Origin of the sequence: Megasphaera stantonii (assembly GCF_025567065.1) — a bacterium.
Classification (GTDB): Bacteria; Bacillota; Negativicutes; order Veillonellales; family Megasphaeraceae; genus Megasphaera; species Megasphaera stantonii.
This window is the reverse complement of record NZ_JAOQKD010000005.1, coordinates 1-17,573: the sequence shown is the minus strand read 5'-3', so window position 1 is coordinate 17,573 and position 17,573 is coordinate 1. Positions and strand designations below refer to the sequence as shown.

Genomic DNA, 17,573 nt, shown 5'->3' with positions numbered 1-17,573 from the left:
AGAGCATACCTGTCAAGAATTATGCAGATTTTTTCACAGCTGCCGCAGCCATGTCGGCCGTATCGGCGTCCGTTCCGTAAGCTGTTTCTTGCGCGGCTTTACTCTTAGCCTTGGCGTCCGCCGCAGCCTTGGCCTGCTCCATCTGCTGCCGGCCCAATTCGGTCAGCGTCTGACCTGCCGGGGCCTTGCGGATGATGTAGACGTTTTCCAGGGGCTTCAATACGGAAAAGCCGTATTTCATCAGGGCCTGGGCATCGCCGTAGCGGTCTTCCGAATTCATGATAGCCGCGATGACCGTCCGCCCGTTCTGAGTCGCCGAAACGACGAGGCACGGCCCGCCGGCATTCGTCGTGCCGGTTTTAATGCCGTTTGCTCCGGGGAACCCGCTGGTCAGGAATTCGTTCGTCGAAACGCAATGCTTATAGCTGCCGTCGACGTAGGGCATATCGAAGGTACTGCGCTTGACAATATCCCGGAAAGCCGGCAGTTTCATGCCGTAGGCGCCTATCTTGGCCAGATCCCGGGCCGTCGAATAGTGGTTGGCGTCGGGAAGACCGTGGGGATTGACAAAATGCGTATGGGTCGCGCCGATAGCCGCCGCCTTCGCGTTCATTTTCGCGACGAAGGCTTCTTCCGTCGGTTCAACCGTTTCCGCAATGGCCACGGCGGCATCGCAGCCCGACACGAGCATCATGCCCGTCAGGGCGTTGCGCAGCGTAATCTGGTCGCCCTGCTGCAGGCCGAGGACAGAGGCGTCGCTTTCGACGCTCAGGGCCTTGTCGGTAATGCGAATCGCATGATCCATCATAGCCTGCCCGTTTTCCAGGGCGACGATGCAGGTCATCATCTTCGTCGTACTGCCCGGATATCCTCTCAGGTCGGGCTGTTTGGCATACAGCTCGTCGCCCGTATCGGCGTCCATGACGTAAGCGGCCTGGGCCGCCACTGCCGGCGGTTCCAGATTTTCGGCAAAGGCTACGGAAGATAGGGCTACGCAGGCAGTCAGCGCAGCTAAGATCGTTTTCTTTAAAGACATGATACATGCCTCCCTTGAACATAAACTATAGATGATTACAGCGGATTTTTAGCGGCCATTTTCGGCTTGCGCGGGTATTTGGCCGGACATATCTTCGTCTTTTTGATGTACAGGACGGCCCGCTTGTCATCCAGCCCCGGCAAATGGACGGGGCGGACTTCCGCCGCCGCGCCGCCGAGGATGGACAGGGCCTTTTGAGCCTCGGCCAGCTCTTCCTCATATTGGGCGCCTTTTAAGGAAATAAATACGCCCTGGCGAGCCGTATAGGGAAGGGCCCATTCGGCCAATATCTGCAGGCGGGCTACGGCCCGGCTGGTCACGATATCGAAGCGTTCCCTGTATTCCTCTTTGTGGGCCATTTCCTCGGCCCGGCCGTGCAGGAAGGAAGCCGGCAGGCCCAGCTCCGCCGTCACGCCCTGTAAAAACGTCAGCCGCTTCTGCAGGGAATCGAAAAAGGTCACCTTCAAATCGGGCCGGTAGATGAGCAGGGGCAGGCCGGGAAAGCCGGCTCCCGTGCCGAGATCCAGGACGGAGGCCCCTTCGGGAAACCACGCCGCGTCATAGCACGACAGGCTGTCTATCATATGCTTTACGGCTACGTCGGCCGGCTCCGTAAGGGCCGTCAGGTTCATGACCTTATTCGTCTCGACCAGGCGCTCTGCAAACAGGCAGAATCGGTCGATTTGCTCCGCCGTCAGGGCCAGGCCAAAGTCCTTCGCCGCCGCGATGAGTTCGTCTCTAAACATGGCTTTCCTCCCGCTGGCGCTGTTCCAGCACGATGAGCAGGGCCGTAATATCCGCCGGCGATACGCCGGAGATGCGGCTGGCCTGCCCTAAGGAGCGGGGCCGTATGGCGTCCAGCTTCTGCCGCGCTTCGCCCGACAGGGTATCGATGTCGGCGTATACGATATCTTCCGGCATCAGCTTCTTTTCCAGGCGGTTCATCTTTTCCACCTGTTCCAGCTGGCGGTTGATATATCCCTCGTACTTGACCATGATCTCGATTTCCTCGCATACGTCGTCGGCCAGCTGCGGCAGGGGAAATACCTGGCTCAGCGTATGATAGGTCACTTCGTTGCGCCGCAGCAAATCGTAAGCCTTGAGGCCGGTACGGACGGGAGCCGTGCCGATAGAAGCCAGCTTTTCCTGATTTTCCTTTGTCGGCGTGACGGGCAGGGCCTTCAGCGCCTCCAGTCCCGCTTCGACGGCTTCTTTCTTCTCTATAAAGGCGTCGTACCGTTCCTGCGTGACCAGGCCGATGTCGTAGCCCTTCTGGGTCAGGCGCAGGTCGGCGTTGTCCTGCCGCAGGATGAGTCGGTATTCCGAGCGGCTGGTCATCATGCGGTACGGTTCTTCCGTTCCCTTGGTGACCAAATCGTCGATGAGGACGCCGATGTAGGCCTCCGAGCGGGTGAGGATAAAGGGCTCCTTGCCCTGTACCTTGCGGGCCGCGTTGATGCCGGCCATGAGGCCCTGGGCCGCCGCTTCCTCATAGCCGCTGGTGCCGTTGGACTGGCCTGCCGAAAAGAGGCCGCTGATGGCCTTCGTTTCCAGCGACGGCGTCAGCTGCGTCGGGTCCAGGCAGTCGTATTCGATGGCGTAGCCGGGGCGCATGATCCGCACGTCTTCCAGGCCGGGAATCGTCCGCAGGAAGGCGTACTGCACGTCGACGGGAAGGCTGGTGCTCATCCCTTGGACGTACATTTCTTCAGTCATTTCGCCTTCGGGCTCAACGAAGAGCTGATGGCGCTTCTTATCGGCAAAGCGGACGATTTTCGATTCGATAGACGGGCAGTAGCGCGGGCCAACGCCCTGGATGACGCCGTTGCACATGGGCGCCCTGTCGAGGTTTTCCCGAATGATGCGGTGCGTTTCCTCGTTCGTAAAGGTCAGCCAGCAGCATTCCTTGTTGCGGTTCTTCCGTTCGGACAAAAAGGAAAAGGCGTGGCCCTGCTCGTCGCCTTCCTGCTTCTGCATTTCTTCCGTCCGCAAGGTGCGGCGGTCGACGCGGGCCGGCGTGCCCGTCTTAAAGCGCATAAGCTTGATGCCCGCTGCCAGCAGGGAATCAGACAGGTCTTCTGCAGACCGCTGTCCCATGGGGCCGCCGGAATAGACGCATTCGCCTGTAATGATCTTTCCCTTTAAATAGGTCCCCGTCGCCAGGATGACGCATTTCGCCTTGTACACTTCGCCCATTTCCGTGACGACGCCCGTAACGGCGCCGTTTTCCATCTGGATATCCGTAATCATGAGCTGCTTGACGTCCAGATGTTCCTGATTTTCCAGCACCTGGGTCATGGTCATCTGGTACATCTTCTTATCGGACTGGGCCCGCAGGGAATAGACGGCCGGCCCCTTGCCCGTGTTGAGCATGCGCATTTGGATGCACGTCTTATCCGTATTGATGCCCATTTCGCCGCCCAGCGCATCGATTTCCCGTACGAGGTGGCTCTTGCCGGGGCCGCCTACGGCGGGATTGCAGGGCATGAGGGCGATATTATCTAAATTAAGCGTCGCGACGAGGGTCCGCGCGCCTAACCGCGCGCTGGCCAGGGCCGCTTCGCAGCCTGCATGGCCTGCGCCGACGACGATGACGTCGTATGTATCGACTACAAACATGATTTCACCCTTTTTCTACTTACCTAAACAAAATCTGCTGAATATTTCTTCTATGATGTCGTCGTGGACCGTATCGCCCGTAATAGAACCCAGGAGCTCCCAGGCTTCGCGGATATCGACGATAGCACAGTCGACGGGCATGCCTGCTTCTATCGTGTCCAGGGCCCGCTGCAGGGCTTCGCGGCTTTGCCGGACCAGCTCGATATGGCGCGTATTGGCCAGCAGGGCGCTCTGGGCCGCCATCAACCCCTGCTTAAGAGCCAGCGACAGCATGGCGTCCTTCAATTCGCCCATGCCGGCTCCCGTACTGGCCGAAATCGAAAGGAGGGGCAATCCGTAAGACTGCAGATCTTCCGTTGCAAAGGCCGGCTGCAAGTCTTCCTTGTTCAATACGATCAGAGCCTGCCTGCCTCTGGCCGTTTCCAGAATCTGCCGGTCTTCTTCCTGCAAGGGCCGGGACTGGTCGACGACGACGAGGATGATATCGGCCCGGTCCATGTATTCCTTCGCCCGGCGCACGCCGATCTGCTCGACCGTATCGTCGGTGCTGCGGATGCCAGCCGTATCGACGAGGCAAATCGGCACGCCCTGTATAGTAATCCACTCTTCGATGACGTCCCGCGTCGTGCCCGGCACGTCGGTGACGATGGCCCGTTCCGTTTCCAAAAAGCGGTTGAGCAGGCTCGATTTGCCGGCGTTAGGCGTGCCGGCGATGGCCGCCATGACGCCGTCCCGCATCATGCGGCCGCTTTTGGACTCGGCCAGCATATCGTCCAGACGCCGCTCCATCTCCCGGATAGCGCCGGCAATATCGGGCACTTCTATGTCTTCCAGGTCTTCTTCGGGATAATCGACGGTTACTTCCAGCCGCGTGATAAAGTCGGTCAGGTGAAGGCGCATGTCGCCGACGACCCGGGACAGGCGGCCTTCGAGCTGGCTGACGGCGCTGGTCAGGCCCTGGGCGCTCTTGGCCTGAATGACGTCCATGACGGCTTCGGCCTGAGCCAGGTCGATGCGGCCGTTGACGAAGGCCCGCTGGGTAAATTCGCCGGGATTGGCCAGCCGCGCGCCGTGGCGCAGGACCAGCCCCAGGATTTCGCTCAAGGACTGGCGGCCGCCGTGGCATTGTATTTCCAAGACATCCTCTGCCGTATACGAACGGGGACCCTTCATGATGAGAAGAATAACTTCGTCCACCGCTTTGCCGTCGTCGTCTACGATCAGGCCGTACTGTATGGACCGATCGCGCCGCTGCGCTAAGGGAAGGGAGGATTTGCTCTTAAAAATCGCGTCGCCTACGTCGTAGGCCTTGCTTCCGCTGATTCGGATGACGCCGATGCCGCTTTCGCCCAGCGGCGTGGCGATGGCGGCTATCGTATCGGTTGTATCGTACACAGTGAACGCTCCTTTCAAAAAAACCGGCGCTGCGGCGCCGGTTTTTATTGTACCAGTGACTCGTCCGCTCATAGCTGCCGACTCACTGCCGTGTCATATTCAAGCTTATTTTTCGTAATAAATAACCACGTGGCGATACGGGTCCTGGCCTTCGCTTTCCGTCCGCACATGGGCTTCGTTCTGAAGCGCGACGTGGATGATCTTGCGTTCGTAGCCGTTCATCGGCTCGAGGACGACCTTTTCACCACTGCGCTTAACCCGCCCGGCCAACCGTACGGCCAGCTGCTTCAGCGTTTCTTCTCGGCGCTGGCGGTAGTTTTCTACGTCCAGCATGATGAAATGGCGCGTTTCTTCGCCCTGGTTCGTCGTCAAGTTCGTCAAATACTGAAGGGCGTCCAGCGTCTGGCCGTGCTTGCCGATGAGGATGCCCAGGTTCTTGCCGTGCAGGTGAAGGATGATTTTATCGGATTTGATCATCTTTTCGATCATCACGTCGATGCCCATGTTGCGCAGCACGTCCTGCAGGAAGGCCTTGGCCTTGGCGGCCGCTTCTTCAGCCGTAAAAGTTTCCTCTGCCGGTTCAGCTTCGTCGGCAGCCGGCTCTTCGACCGGTTCTTCCGGCGCTTCCGCCGTCACGGCTTCGGCCTGCGCAGCTTCTGCCGCCTTAGGTTCCGCCGGAGGTGCGGCTTTCCGCTCTTCTTCTTCAATATCGTAAATCGGAGCAGTCTTTCTGGCCTTTTCCGTCAGGCGTACCTTAGCCGGCTTGCTGCCAAAGCCAAGAAAGCCGCTTTTCGGTTCGGCCAGTACTTCGATCGTCACTTCTTCTTCCATCAATCCGAGGCGGACCAGGCCGGAACGGACTGCGTCTTCTATCGTTTTTCCTGTCGCTTCAATGGTTCTCATGCTTTTGCACCCTTTCCCTTATTACGGAACATAATCATCTGCTGGGCCCACTGGAACACGTTGGAAAGGAACCAGTAAATAACCAGGCCGCTGGGGAAGCTCAAGCTGATCCAGCCGATAAACAGCGGCATGATGACGCGCATGATTTTCTGCTGCTTTTCCTGCGCTTCCGAAGCCGCTACCTGCGTGCCCGACATCTGTTTCTGGATGACGTAGGTAGACGCAGCGGATAAAATCGGCATGATATACGTCGGGTCGGCCGCGCCTAAGCTGGGCAGCCATAAAAAGCTTTCGTACGCCGGATCGTAAGGGTAGGAGCGAAGGGCGTAAAAAATCGCGATGAGGAAAGGCATCTGAATCAGGATCGGCAGGCAGCCGGACAGGGGATTGACGCCGGTCTGCTTGTACAGCTTCGCCATTTCTTCCTGAAGCTTTTTCTGATTACCTTTATATTTCTGCTGTAATTCTTTAATCTTCGGCTGCAGGGTCTGCATGCCTTCCATGGAACGAATCTGCTTGGCCGTAAGAGGCGAGAGGGCCAGCTTGATTACCAGCGTCAGGATGATGATGGCCAAACCGTAGCTGGGATATCCGATGCTCTGCGTAAAGGCATAGCAATAATCCATAAACGTGGTCATGATGCCACTGAGAAAATCCATTATTCCACTAAAAAAATCCAATATTCTCAACTCCAGTCAAGGATAAAATACCAGCAGGCAGCCTCTATTTCATCTGCCTGATACTTACGGCACAGGATCATATCCGCCTTTATGAAAGGGATGGCATTTCAAAATGCGCCTGACTGCTAAATAACTCCCCTTCACAGCGCCGTATTTCTGCAGCGCCTCGATAGCGTAAGCAGAACAAGTAGGGTAAAACCGGCAGCACGGCGGTTTTAATGGTGATATACAAAGCTGATAAAACCGTATTAGAATGATGAAACATCTTTTCATGGCATCTCGTTCTTTCGCAATATCCCGGCCTGTCGGAACAGCTGCAGGATGCTTCGTTCCGCCTGGGCGTATCCGGCGTATTTCAGGCTGCTGCGTCCGATAAGCACCAAGTCGACGCCGTTTGCCAGCTCGAACTGATGAAGGCGGTATACCTCTTTCATCAGGCGCCGGCAGCGGTTCCGCTCTACGGCGCAGCCGATTTTCTTGCCCGTTACGAAGCCGATGCGGGCCGGCTGCTTAGGCGACCGCTTCAAGACGTACAAGACGGCCAAGCGGTTCACATAGGATTTTCCCCGTCGGTACACAACCTGATATTCCCGATTTTTGCACAGCCTTTTTTCTTTTTTTAACTCATACATACGTTATTGTCCCGAAAATGCCAGAAGAACAGAAAAATTCCTTAGCGGAACTTTTCTGTTCATCTTGTAATAATTACGCGGAGAGTCTCTTTCTGCCTTTCAAACGGCGTCTTTTCAAAACCATGCGGCCGCCTTTGGTTTTCATTCTTTCACGGAAGCCGTGCGTTCTTTTTCTCCACAGCGTATTCGGCTGATATGTCTGTTTCACGATAGGCACCTCCTTTGTCTCAATCAACAGTAGATGAACTTACACCATAACAGCATAATTATATTCAAAAAGGATAGGGCTGTCAATCGTTTTTTCCGGAATCGCGGCGATGATGCCGCATTTGTCATAGGGACAGCGTCGTGAACGTATACCGTTTGTACATGGCGGCACAGGGTGTCGCCGCCCTTTGCTATACTGAAGCTGTCAGAGGGAGGAAATTCTCATGGAAAGATGTTTCCACATGCATTGTGGACAGCATGGCAAGTTATCAACACGTTGTTCACAAAATGTGGACAAGTAGAAAATACCTATAAGCCCAGGTGTATACTAGCGTTTCTCCCTTCTTTCAAATCGAGTTATGCACTATATCCACAATATGGCCGTAAACATATCCCCAATCATCCTTGCGAAGAAGGATTCTGTTTACGGTATGAACAGAGGACGAGAGAGAATGGCATTATGAATTTTTTGACAAATTCAGCTGCTTCTATGTATTTTTCGAGGATTTTGTTGTACAATGTAATCAGATGTGTGGATAAAAAGTTCAGTTATCAACAGGTTGTTCACAATGTGTGGATAAATCAAAATCAGGCCGGAAATTCGATATTTATCGCGTTTCCGCTTTTTTCAGCCTCTAAATGCGCACTTATCCACATTGTGCTGCAACGCACATATCCACAATATTATGCAGGAAGGACTTTGCTATTATGGAATCAATGGATCTAGCTACATTATGGGCGGGAATGCTGGAACAGCTGAAAAAGGTTCTGCCAAAACCGATTTACGAAACGTGGTTCGTCTCGTCCCTCATCCCGACGTCCTACGAAAACGACGTCCTCGTACTGGCGGCGGCGCAGAAATTCGTATGCAATTTCGTCAATAAGAATTATGCCGATCAGCTCAACGAAGCCGCCGAAGCCGTCACGGGGAGGCCTACGACGGTCAAGTTGGAAGATATGAACGCCCCCGCCGCGGAACCGGCAAAGCCAGCGGAAACGGACGATTTATATAAGGACACTCTGTTTTCCGACGAAGACTTGCCGAAAGCGCCGCCAAAGAAAAAGGCGGAGCCCGAGCCGAAGGCCGTCATGGTCAAGGAAGCGAACGAATCGATCTCGCCGCCGCCGGAAGAACCGACGACGGAAGACAACCTCATTCCCAATTATACCTTCGACAATTTCATCGTCGGCAACAGCAACCGCATCGCCTATTCCATCGCCGCCAGCGTGGCGGAAGCGCCGGCCAAGAAATATAATCCCTTATATATATACGGCGGCAGCGGCCTGGGCAAGACCCACCTCATGCACGCCATCGGCCACCAGATTCTGAAAAACTTCCCCCACATGCGCCTGCGCTGCATTACGAGCGAAGACTTCGTCAACGATTTCATCCAGGCCATACAGGATAAAAACACGGAAAACTTCCGCCAGCAGTACCGCAACATCGACGTCCTCCTCGTCGACGATATCCAATTTTTAGGCCAAGGCGACAAGGACAGCTCGAAGGAAGAATTTTTCCATACCTTCAATAAGCTCTATCAGGGCCAAAAGCAGATGGTATTCACCAGCGACCGGCCGCCTCTGGATATTAAAAGCCTGGAAGACCGCCTGCGCTCGCGCTTCCAGAGCGGCACGGTGACGGGCATCGAGCCGCCGGACCTGGAAACGCGGACGGCAATTCTGCGGACCTGGGCTCAGAAGGAAAAAATCAACATCGATAAGGACGCCATCAACTACATTGCCGCCAACGTCAGCGATAATATCCGCGACCTGTACGGCGCGTACAACAACGTCCTGTCTATGGCTTCCATCGAAAAAAACGACGTGACCTTGTCGCTGACGCAGCGGGCCCTGAAATACCTGGTTGCGGAAAAGGAAGAAAAGAAGTACATCACCATCGACGAAATCACCAGTTCGGTCTGCCGGTTTTACAGCGTAAACTACAACGAGCTCATGGGCAAGAAGAGGACGAAAAATATTGCCCTGGCCCGGCAGGTAGCCATGTACTTATGCCGCGAGCTGACGGGGAATACGTACCCTCACATCGGCACGGCCTTCAGCGGCCGCGATCATACGACGGTCATGCACGCCTGCGAAAAAATTACCAAGATGATGAACGACAGCGACACCTTCAAGGAAATGATCGAGCGGCTGAAAGAGAAGATTTTAGACGTGGACAAGTAAGTGCATAGTCTGTAGATAGTTTGTGGACAGCGAAAATTTGCGGAAGAAAAGTGAATTTGTGGATAGGCAGGCATGAATTATACACAGGTTATACACAGCTGTGCATAGCTGAAAATTCAGAGTTTTCCCCAGTTTTCCACACTATCCACACCCTCTACTACTACTTCTTCTACTCTTTTAACTTACTTCAATTAAAAAACTAAACGCAGAAAAGGGGATACACCCATGAAACTTATCTTAAAAAAGGAAGATTTAAACAAAGGCCTTCAGACCGTCCAAAAGGTCGCCCAGAATAAAAACAACAACCTGACCTCAGAAAACGGCCTGCTTATCAAGGCCATGAACGACGTAATCGAATTTCAGGCCAACGACTACGATATGGGAATCAAAACCATTGTTCCCGGCATCATCGAAGAAAAAGGCGAAGCCTTCGTTGCCAACCCGTACTTAATGGAGCTGACGCGCAAGCTTCCCAGCGACGAAATCGAAATTACCAAAAAAGACGCTGACACCCAGATGATCATCAAAGGCGGCAAGCTGAAATTTGAATGCCTGACCATGAATCCCAACGACTTCAACGAAGTGGAAATCCTGGAAAACGGCTATTCCCACTTTACGACGACCAGCGTCGTATTAAAGGATCTCATCGACAATACGTCTTACGCCTGCGCGACGGACGTAGCCCGGCCCATCTTTATGGGTACCTATCTGGACGTTCAGGGCGATACCATTTCCATGGTCGCTACGGATACCCACAGGCTGGCGCTGAAGACGGCGCCCCTGGATAGTCCGATTGAAAATCCCCTCCAGGCCGTCATTCCCAGCCGGCTGCTCACGGAAATTTCCCGCCAGCTGCCGACGGACATTCCTGAAGCGGTGGAAATTACGGCGGTCCGCAGCTATTTAGCCATTAAGTTCGGCAACGTCTACATCCGCACCCGCCTGATTGAAGGGGAATTCCCCAACTACCGCCGCGTCATCCCGACGGACTTCCAGTGCAGCATCACCGTCGGCCGCAGCGAATTTACGGGAGCCGTCGAACGGGCCTCCATCGTCGCCAAAGACGCCCAGTACAACGTCATCAACTTCGTATTCGGCGACGGGGAAATTCATCTCATGAGCCAGAACCCCGACTACGGCACCATCGAAGACTACGTAGCCTGCCAAATGACCGGGGAGCCGTTGGAAATTTCCTTTAACGGCAAGTTTATTTTAGATATTTTAAAACACTGCCACGACGACGAAGTCGTGTTAAATACGCGGCAAAACAGCCCCATGCTGGTACAGGATAAAGGGAACGAAGCGAGCGTATTCGTCGTGACGCCGATGAGGACAAAATAATGGAAAAGGTAAAAATTGAAACGGAAATGATACAGCTGGACCAGTTTTTAAAGTGGGCCAGCATCTTGCAGAGCGGCGGCGAAATCCGCTTTTTGCTGGACGAACAGCGGATTTTTGTTAACGGCGAACTGTGCTCGGCAAAGCGGAAAAAGCTTTATGCCGGCGACATCGTAGAAATCAAGGGCATCGGGACGTATGAAATCGTTGGTGCATAAGTATGAATATACAATCTGTACGGCTTCATCAATTCAGAAATTATACACAGGAAACGATAATCTTTCCCAAGTCTATTATCTTGTTGTACGGTCAGAATGGACAAGGCAAGACGAATTTGCTGGAAGCCCTGTACCTGGGAGGTATAGGGAAATCCTATAAGGGGATGGCCGACACGGACTTGATTCAATGGGACTGCGGCGAAGGCAGCGTCATCCTGGATTTTGTCCGCAGCGGCGTCGCCCAGCAGATCAAAGTCATCTTATCGAAGACGAGTAAAAAGGAATTATGGGTCAACGAGACGAAGGTCCCACAGAAGGAGCTAGTGGGGACGCTGAACGAAGTCTTGTTTTCCCCGGAAGACCTGCAGCTGATCAAGGGCAGCCCGTCCTTGCGGCGGCGGTTTATGGATATGGAAATATCCCAGGTCAACCCGGCCTACTACCGCCTGCTGCTGCAGTATAACCGGGCCGTATCGCAGCGGAACCTGCTGTTGAAGCAGATGAAGTACGAAGGCGGGGCGTCGCTGGAGGAATGGGACCGGCAGATCGCATCCTTCGCCGCCGCAATCGTGCGGAGGCGCCTCGACGCCCTGCGGAAGATGAGCTTTCTGGCCGGTGTCATTCACCGCCGCCTGACGGGCGGCTCAGAGCTGCTGACGATGGATTACGTACAGCCCTACGGCGACGGGGCGGGAGGCATTACCGACGCTCAGCGGTACTACGACCTGCTGCAGGAGCACCGGCAGGACGACATATACCGCATGTCCACGTCGATAGGACCTCATCGGGACGACCTGGCCTTGGCCGTAGGCAGAGCCGATTTAAAAAAATACGGCTCCCAGGGGCAGCAGCGGACGGCCGTTCTGGCCCTCAAGCTGTCGGAGCTGGAATATATGAAGTCCGAGACGGGCGAGTATCCCGTCCTGCTGCTGGACGACGTGATGAGCGAGCTCGACGCCGGCCGCCGTCAGGCCCTGCTGGATTTTGTGCGCGGCCGGATACAGACCTTTATTACGACGACAGAGCCGCTGATTTTCGAATCCATGGCCGGCTGCTGTCATATCTGCATCGCGCAGGGAAAGGTAATATCCCATGGAGGAACGGAATCATAAGATGGAGAAGGCCGGCCTTTCCATTCCCAAAATATTGGAACGGAACCGGCTTCTCGTCCCCTATAAGCTGTATCAGGCGAAGCTGGACTGGAAGACCATCGTCGGCCCTCAAATTGCCAAATACTCCTATATTCAGGGCTTCGACGAGTCCGTCGTACAGGTAGCCGTGCTGAATTCCGTATGGATGAACCAGCTGTTCATGTACAAGAAAAAGATCATTAAGGCCATCAACGAGTATATCAAGGAACCCTTCGTCACGGATATCCGCTTCGTGCGGAGCGGCCGAAAGCCCCCAGCCGTTACGTACGCCAATACTGCCGGAGAAGAAGAGGAAGGCTTCGCTGTCCGCGTGGGAAACGCGCGGCTTTCAGAAGAAACGGTGCGTCGCATCCGGCAGGAGACGGCGGCCCTTCCCGAGGCCATCCAGGAAAAAATGGCCCAGCTGCGCTTCGCCCAGGCGAAACGGCAGACGGCGTACCAGGCAGCAGGAGTCCGGCAGTGCCCGTCGTGCGGGCGGTGGCTGGAAAAGGGCGAGGAGCTGTGCTTCCTCTGCCGGCTCCGGGCACGTCAGGAAAAGAAAAAAGCCGTCTATGCCACGGTTATGGACATGCCCTGGCTGACGCTGGACGAACTAAAGGCCTACGGCATGATCGGAGACGAGGGACGGCTGTACGAGGAATTGTACAACGAGGTGCGGCGCGAGTGCATTTATAAATACATGGAGCGCATTTACCACGGCTGCGATACGCCGGAAGACGATATGATGCTGGCCCTGCTGATTACGCGGCGGAATCCGACGGAGATGACCGACGCGTTTATTCGCAATTTAACGGAAAAATACAGGAGAAAAAGCGATGTATCTTCACATAGGCGGACAGAAAATGATTGATATACGCCGCATTGTCGCGATGTTCAAGGCCCATCCGCGAAAGATGAACAAGTCGAACCCGCTGCGGCAGTATTACCGCCCCCTCGTGCTGCTCGACGGCATGGACGAAGGGCAGATTCGCTGCTATATCGTAACGGAGGAGTGCATTTACGCTTCGCCCATTACGCTGGAAACGATTATCGGGCGGTACAAGCGGCTGTTTTCGTCAAAGGGGCCCGTGCAGCGATTGTAAACTAGCTATCCCAGGGGGATTTGCTGTATAATAAGATGTTAAGTATGTTTGAAGAGGAGGAATTGCTGCATGCCGCAAGATAAAAAAGTAAATTATGGCGCGGAACAGATTCAGGTCCTGGAAGGCCTGGAAGCCGTTCGCAAGCGTCCTGGTATGTATATAGGGAGCACGTCTCTGCGCGGTCTCCATCATTTAGTATATGAAGTCGTCGACAACAGTATCGACGAAGCGCTGGCAGGATACTGCACGCACATTGAAGTGACGATTGAAGCTGATAACAGCATTACCGTCGTCGACAACGGCCGCGGCATTCCCGTAGCCATGCATAAGATCGGCAAGCCTGCCGTCGAAGTCGTACTGACGGTGCTTCACGCCGGCGGCAAATTCGGCGGCGACGGCTATCCTATTTCCGGCGGCCTGCACGGCGTCGGCATATCCGTCGTCAACGCCCTGAGCCTGTGGACGAAGGTCGAAGTCAAGCGCGACGGGTATTTGTGGAACATCTCCTTTGCCCGGGGCCTGACGGCGGAACCGCTGAAAAAAATTCGTCCCATGGAACGGGGCGAAGAAACGGGCACCAAGGTAAGCTTTAAGCCCGACGCGGACATTTTCCCCGACACGACCTATGATTTTGACACGCTGAAGACGCGTCTCCGCGAGCTGGCCTTCCTGAACAAGGGCCTGCATATTACCCTGACGGATAAGCGCGGCGAAGGGCGCAGCGAAGTCTACTGCTACGAAGGGGGCCTCACGTCCTTTGTGGAATTTCTGAATGAAAACAAGGAAGCCGTCAACCCGACGGTCATTACGCTGGAAGGCGAAAAGAACAAGGTCCTCGTGGACATCGCCATGCAGTACAACGACGGCTACAGTGAAAATATCCTGACCTTCGTCAACGACATCTTTACGGAAGAAGGAGGCACCCACCTGAGCGGCTTCCGTTCCGGCCTGACCCGCACGATCAACGACTACGGCCGTACGGCGGGACTGCTGAAGGACAAGGAAGAAAACTTATCCGGCGAAGACGTGCGCGAAGGCCTGACGGCTATCGTCAGCGTCAAGGTACGGGAACCGCAGTTCGAAGGGCAGACGAAGACGAAGCTGGGCAACAGCGAAGTCAAGGGGATCGTCGACAACATCGTGTCCGACGGATTGAAGGAATTCTTCGAAGAGCATCCCGGCGAAGCCAAGTCCATTGTCAACAAGGCGATTTCCGCCGCCAGAGCCCGCCAGGCAGCGCGCCACGCCCGCGACCTGACGCGCCGCAAAAACGCCCTGGAAATCAGCAGCCTGCCAGGGAAACTGGCCGACTGCTCGGAAAAGAACGCCGCTATGACGGAAATCTACCTGGTCGAAGGCGATTCGGCCGGCGGCTCGGCCAAACAGGGCCGGGACCGGAAATTCCAGGCCATCTTACCACTCCGCGGCAAGATCATCAACGTCGAAAAGGCCCGTCTGGACAAGATCCTGGCCAATGAAGAAATCCGCTCCATGATTACGGCCTTCGGCACGGGCATCGGCGAAGAATTCGACATCAGCAAGCGGCGTTACGACAAGATCATCATCATGACCGATGCCGACGTCGACGGAGCCCATATCCGCACGCTCCTGCTGACGTTCTTCTACCGCTTTATGAAGCCTCTCATTACGGAAGGCCATATCTACATCGCCCAGCCGCCCCTGTATCAGGTGCGCAAGGGCAAGCAGGTCTGGTATTACTACACGGACGAAGCGATGAACGCCAAGCTCGATGAGCTGGGACGCGACAGCAGCGTCGTCGTCCAGCGCTATAAGGGCCTCGGTGAAATGAATCCGGAGCAGCTCTGGGAAACGACGATGGACCCCCAGAACCGCACGATGCTCCAGGTCCATCTGGAAGACGCCGTAGAAGCGGACCGCATTTTCTCCGTCCTTATGGGCGACAAGGTCGAACCGCGCCGTCAATTCATTCAGGAAAACGCCAAGAAGGTGCGGAATCTGGACTTATAGGAGGATGTGTCTATGCCGAACATATCGAAACGAATTTCCTTGTTTTCCGAATCGGCCATTGCCAGAATCTCCCACATGGCCGAAAGGTACGAGGCGATTAATTTATCGGAAGGCTTTCCCGATTTTCCCCCGCCGGAAGCCCTGCGGAACCGCCTGAAGGATATAGCCTCTCAGGGGCCACACCAATACAGTATAGACAGCGGCGCCCAGAACCTGCGGCAGGCCCTGGCGAACTACCGCCGGACCTTCGCCGGCCAGACGCTGGACCCGGAACAGGAAGTCATCGTCACCTGCGGCGGCACGGAAGCCCTGATGACGACAATGATGGCCCTCGTCGACCCGGGCGATAAGGTCGTCGTATTTTCGCCCTTTTACGAAGCCTACGGCACGGACGTGCTGCTGGCCGGCGGCGAGCCCATTTACGTGCCTCTCCGCCAGCCGGACTTCACCTTCGACGCCGACGTGCTGGAAGACGCCTTCCGGCAGCGTCCGAAGGCGATCATCCTCTGCAATCCGTCCAATCCCTGCGGAAAGGTATTTTCCAAGGCCGAGCTGGAAATCATCGCCGGCCTGGTGCAGAAATACGATGCCTTCGCCATCGTCGACGAAGTATACGAGCACATCGTGTACAAGCCGACGGAATATACGTACTTCTCCAATTTGCCGGGCATGTACGAACGGACTATATCGTGCGGCTCCTTGTCCAAGACCTATTCAATTACGGGCTGGCGCATCGGCTATCTCTTCGCGCCGCCGCATCTGGCCGCGGCGCTGCGGCAGCTCCACATGTTCATGACCATCAGCGCGCCGAGCCCTCTCCAGGAAGCGGCCGTGACCAGCCTCGGCTTCGACCGGTCCTATTACGAAGGGCTGCGGGAAGTATATACGAAGAAGCGCGACATCGTCATGAAGGGCCTCGACGCTATCGGCATTCCTCACAACGTGCCTCAGGGAGCCTTTTACATGCTGATGGATATATCGGAATACGGCTATGATGACGATACGGCCTTCTGCGAAGACTTGATTCGGAAGCTTGGCGTAGCCCTCGTACCCGGCTCGACCTTTTTCCACGAAGACGTGCACAACCTCGTCCGCCTTCAATTTGCCGTCAAGGACGAAACGCTCTATGAAGCGCTGAACCGCCTGGAAGGCATTCATTGCATGAAACGGTAATCACTGCGTTAAAGGAGGGATTTTGTATGAAATGGCCTGCGTTAGTACTCAGCGTATTGTGCTGCTTAGGCAGCTTCTCCGCCTTTGCCGCCGCGCCGGCAGGGGCAGCCGTACAGATCGACCCGTCGGTCCGTATGGAAACATTGGACGACTACTACATTACGAAGGGCAGTACGTATGATAAAATTACAGCCCTTCTGCAAAATCTTCCTTCCGAGGCGTCGGGCCTTTCGGGAGACTATTATTTCCGAATTGAAAAGAAGCTGACTCACGACTATTTTTATCACGTCAAAGCCTACGATACGAATACGCACGTTCAGAAGGGAAATTATTTCTTCGCCAAGGATGAAAGCTGCGTATGGCGTCTCGACCCGACAGGCGACGCAGTGATGATTTACGGCAGCGCAGAAAATCTGCTGAAAAAGACGGAAATCGTCGTCTATCCCAAGAAAATCGCCTTGGGCAGCTACGGCATCATCCGGGTTCACGTGCCGGGCATGCTCCCCTACGACATCAAGCTGACCAGCTTGAACGCCAACGTGGCGCAAATCTCCGATAAGATGAATATCGTCCCCGTCAGCGCCGGCAAGACGGACATCGTCGTCGACTTGAAGATCGGCTCGGCGACGCGCACCTTTACGGAAACCGTCTCCATTATCGATACGGCCGACGACGGCCGCGACAGAGGCATGAGCCCCTCCGTCGGCATTGGTATCGGCGTAGGATGGGGCAGCGGCTGGCATCATGGCGGCGGCATCGGCATCGGTGTCGGGCCCTGGTGGTAAATCGTTATATCCTATGCATAGGTACAGAGCGGAATAGTCATCGCATTCCGCTCTGTTTTTATATACGGCGAATTGTCAAGCTAAGTGCAACTTTTTAGAGTAATGTACTTCGTATGGCGTTTTGTATCCTAAACATTTTCGGGGACGGCGATTTAGTTCTGCAAAAACAGCTTGCACATAG

At 55.1% G+C, this 17,573-nt stretch carries 18 protein-coding genes and 1 pseudogene; 9 read left to right on the top strand and 10 right to left on the bottom strand.

What is annotated here, in order from left to right; translation table 11 throughout:
• Positions 1 to 19: 19 nt before the first annotated feature.
• From OCV58_RS04380 to rpmH, 9 genes are all read right to left on the bottom strand, one after another.
• Positions 20 to 1,036, bottom strand: a complete 1,017-nt coding sequence (locus OCV58_RS04380; protein WP_154877063.1) for a D-alanyl-D-alanine carboxypeptidase family protein — start codon at positions 1,034 to 1,036, stop codon at positions 20 to 22.
• Between the two features lie 35 nt (positions 1,037 to 1,071).
• Positions 1,072 to 1,782 (bottom strand): 16S rRNA (guanine(527)-N(7))-methyltransferase RsmG, encoded by a 711-nt coding sequence (rsmG, locus tag OCV58_RS04375; RefSeq protein ID WP_154877062.1) that lies wholly within the window; start codon positions 1,780 to 1,782, stop codon positions 1,072 to 1,074.
• Entirely contained in the window at positions 1,775 to 3,655 is a 1,881-nt protein-coding gene (gene mnmG, locus OCV58_RS04370) for a tRNA uridine-5-carboxymethylaminomethyl(34) synthesis enzyme MnmG (RefSeq protein ID WP_087477756.1), read from the bottom strand. Before mnmG ends, rsmG begins: the two co-directional genes overlap by 8 nt.
• A 15-nt stretch (positions 3,656 to 3,670) precedes the next feature.
• The gene (mnmE, locus tag OCV58_RS04365; RefSeq protein ID WP_154877061.1) at positions 3,671 to 5,050 is read right to left on the bottom strand and encodes a tRNA uridine-5-carboxymethylaminomethyl(34) synthesis GTPase MnmE; all 1,380 of its coding nucleotides are present in this window, start codon (positions 5,048 to 5,050) and stop codon (positions 3,671 to 3,673) included.
• 105 nt (positions 5,051 to 5,155) lie between these two features.
• Positions 5,156 to 5,953: an RNA-binding cell elongation regulator Jag/EloR gene (jag, locus tag OCV58_RS04360; RefSeq protein WP_154877060.1), complete on the bottom strand. Its 798-nt coding sequence runs from the start codon at positions 5,951 to 5,953 to the stop codon at positions 5,156 to 5,158.
• Complete coding sequence (locus OCV58_RS04355) at positions 5,950 to 6,612, bottom strand: YidC/Oxa1 family membrane protein insertase (protein ID WP_095628991.1); 663 nt, start codon at positions 6,610 to 6,612, stop codon at positions 5,950 to 5,952. Before OCV58_RS04355 ends, jag begins: the two co-directional genes overlap by 4 nt.
• A gap of 84 nt (positions 6,613 to 6,696) precedes the next feature.
• The gene (gene yidD / locus OCV58_RS04350) at positions 6,697 to 6,906 is read right to left on the bottom strand and encodes a membrane protein insertion efficiency factor YidD (protein ID WP_095628990.1); all 210 of its coding nucleotides are present in this window, start codon (positions 6,904 to 6,906) and stop codon (positions 6,697 to 6,699) included.
• Complete coding sequence (rnpA, locus tag OCV58_RS04345) at positions 6,903 to 7,265, bottom strand: ribonuclease P protein component (protein ID WP_087477761.1); 363 nt, start codon at positions 7,263 to 7,265, stop codon at positions 6,903 to 6,905. The genes yidD and rnpA overlap by 4 nt, the downstream gene beginning before the upstream one ends.
• A 73-nt stretch (positions 7,266 to 7,338) precedes the next feature.
• Entirely contained in the window at positions 7,339 to 7,473 is a 135-nt protein-coding gene (gene rpmH, locus OCV58_RS04340; RefSeq protein WP_087477762.1) for a 50S ribosomal protein L34, read from the bottom strand.
• A 707-nt stretch (positions 7,474 to 8,180) separates the two neighbouring features.
• Here rpmH and dnaA point away from each other — a divergent pair.
• The 9 genes from dnaA (at position 8,181) to OCV58_RS04295 (ending at position 17,392) form a co-directional block, all read left to right on the top strand.
• Complete coding sequence (dnaA, locus tag OCV58_RS04335) at positions 8,181 to 9,656, top strand: chromosomal replication initiator protein DnaA (RefSeq protein WP_317239260.1); 1,476 nt, start codon at positions 8,181 to 8,183, stop codon at positions 9,654 to 9,656.
• 225 nt (positions 9,657 to 9,881) lie between these two features.
• Positions 9,882 to 10,997 (top strand): DNA polymerase III subunit beta, encoded by a 1,116-nt coding sequence (gene dnaN / locus OCV58_RS04330; protein ID WP_087477763.1) that lies wholly within the window; start codon positions 9,882 to 9,884, stop codon positions 10,995 to 10,997.
• Positions 10,997 to 11,212, top strand: a complete 216-nt coding sequence (locus tag OCV58_RS04325; RefSeq protein ID WP_087477764.1) for an RNA-binding S4 domain-containing protein — start codon at positions 10,997 to 10,999, stop codon at positions 11,210 to 11,212. Before dnaN ends, OCV58_RS04325 begins: the two co-directional genes overlap by 1 nt.
• A gap of 2 nt (positions 11,213 to 11,214) precedes the next feature.
• Complete coding sequence (recF, locus tag OCV58_RS04320) at positions 11,215 to 12,324, top strand: DNA replication/repair protein RecF (protein WP_154877059.1); 1,110 nt, start codon at positions 11,215 to 11,217, stop codon at positions 12,322 to 12,324.
• On the top strand, positions 12,305 to 13,213 hold the full coding sequence (locus OCV58_RS04315) for a DciA family protein (protein WP_154877058.1): 909 nt from the start codon (positions 12,305 to 12,307) through the stop codon (positions 13,211 to 13,213). Before recF ends, OCV58_RS04315 begins: the two co-directional genes overlap by 20 nt.
• Positions 13,206 to 13,445, top strand: coding sequence for a DUF370 domain-containing protein (locus OCV58_RS04310; protein WP_232818813.1), 240 nt, complete (start codon positions 13,206 to 13,208; stop codon positions 13,443 to 13,445). The genes OCV58_RS04315 and OCV58_RS04310 overlap by 8 nt, the downstream gene beginning before the upstream one ends.
• A 69-nt stretch (positions 13,446 to 13,514) precedes the next feature.
• Positions 13,515 to 15,434: a DNA topoisomerase (ATP-hydrolyzing) subunit B gene (gyrB, locus tag OCV58_RS04305; protein WP_095628986.1), complete on the top strand. Its 1,920-nt coding sequence runs from the start codon at positions 13,515 to 13,517 to the stop codon at positions 15,432 to 15,434.
• Positions 15,435 to 15,446: 12 nt separating this feature from the next.
• Positions 15,447 to 16,607 (top strand): pyridoxal phosphate-dependent aminotransferase, encoded by a 1,161-nt coding sequence (locus OCV58_RS04300; RefSeq protein WP_154877057.1) that lies wholly within the window; start codon positions 15,447 to 15,449, stop codon positions 16,605 to 16,607.
• Between the two features lie 26 nt (positions 16,608 to 16,633).
• Positions 16,634 to 17,392, top strand: coding sequence for a hypothetical protein (locus tag OCV58_RS04295; protein ID WP_087477770.1), 759 nt, complete (start codon positions 16,634 to 16,636; stop codon positions 17,390 to 17,392).
• Between the two features lie 75 nt (positions 17,393 to 17,467).
• On the opposite strand, the pseudogene OCV58_RS04290 reads toward OCV58_RS04295, so the two are convergent.
• A pseudogene (locus tag OCV58_RS04290) lies at positions 17,468 to 17,573 on the bottom strand (IS30 family transposase); the annotation flags it as partial.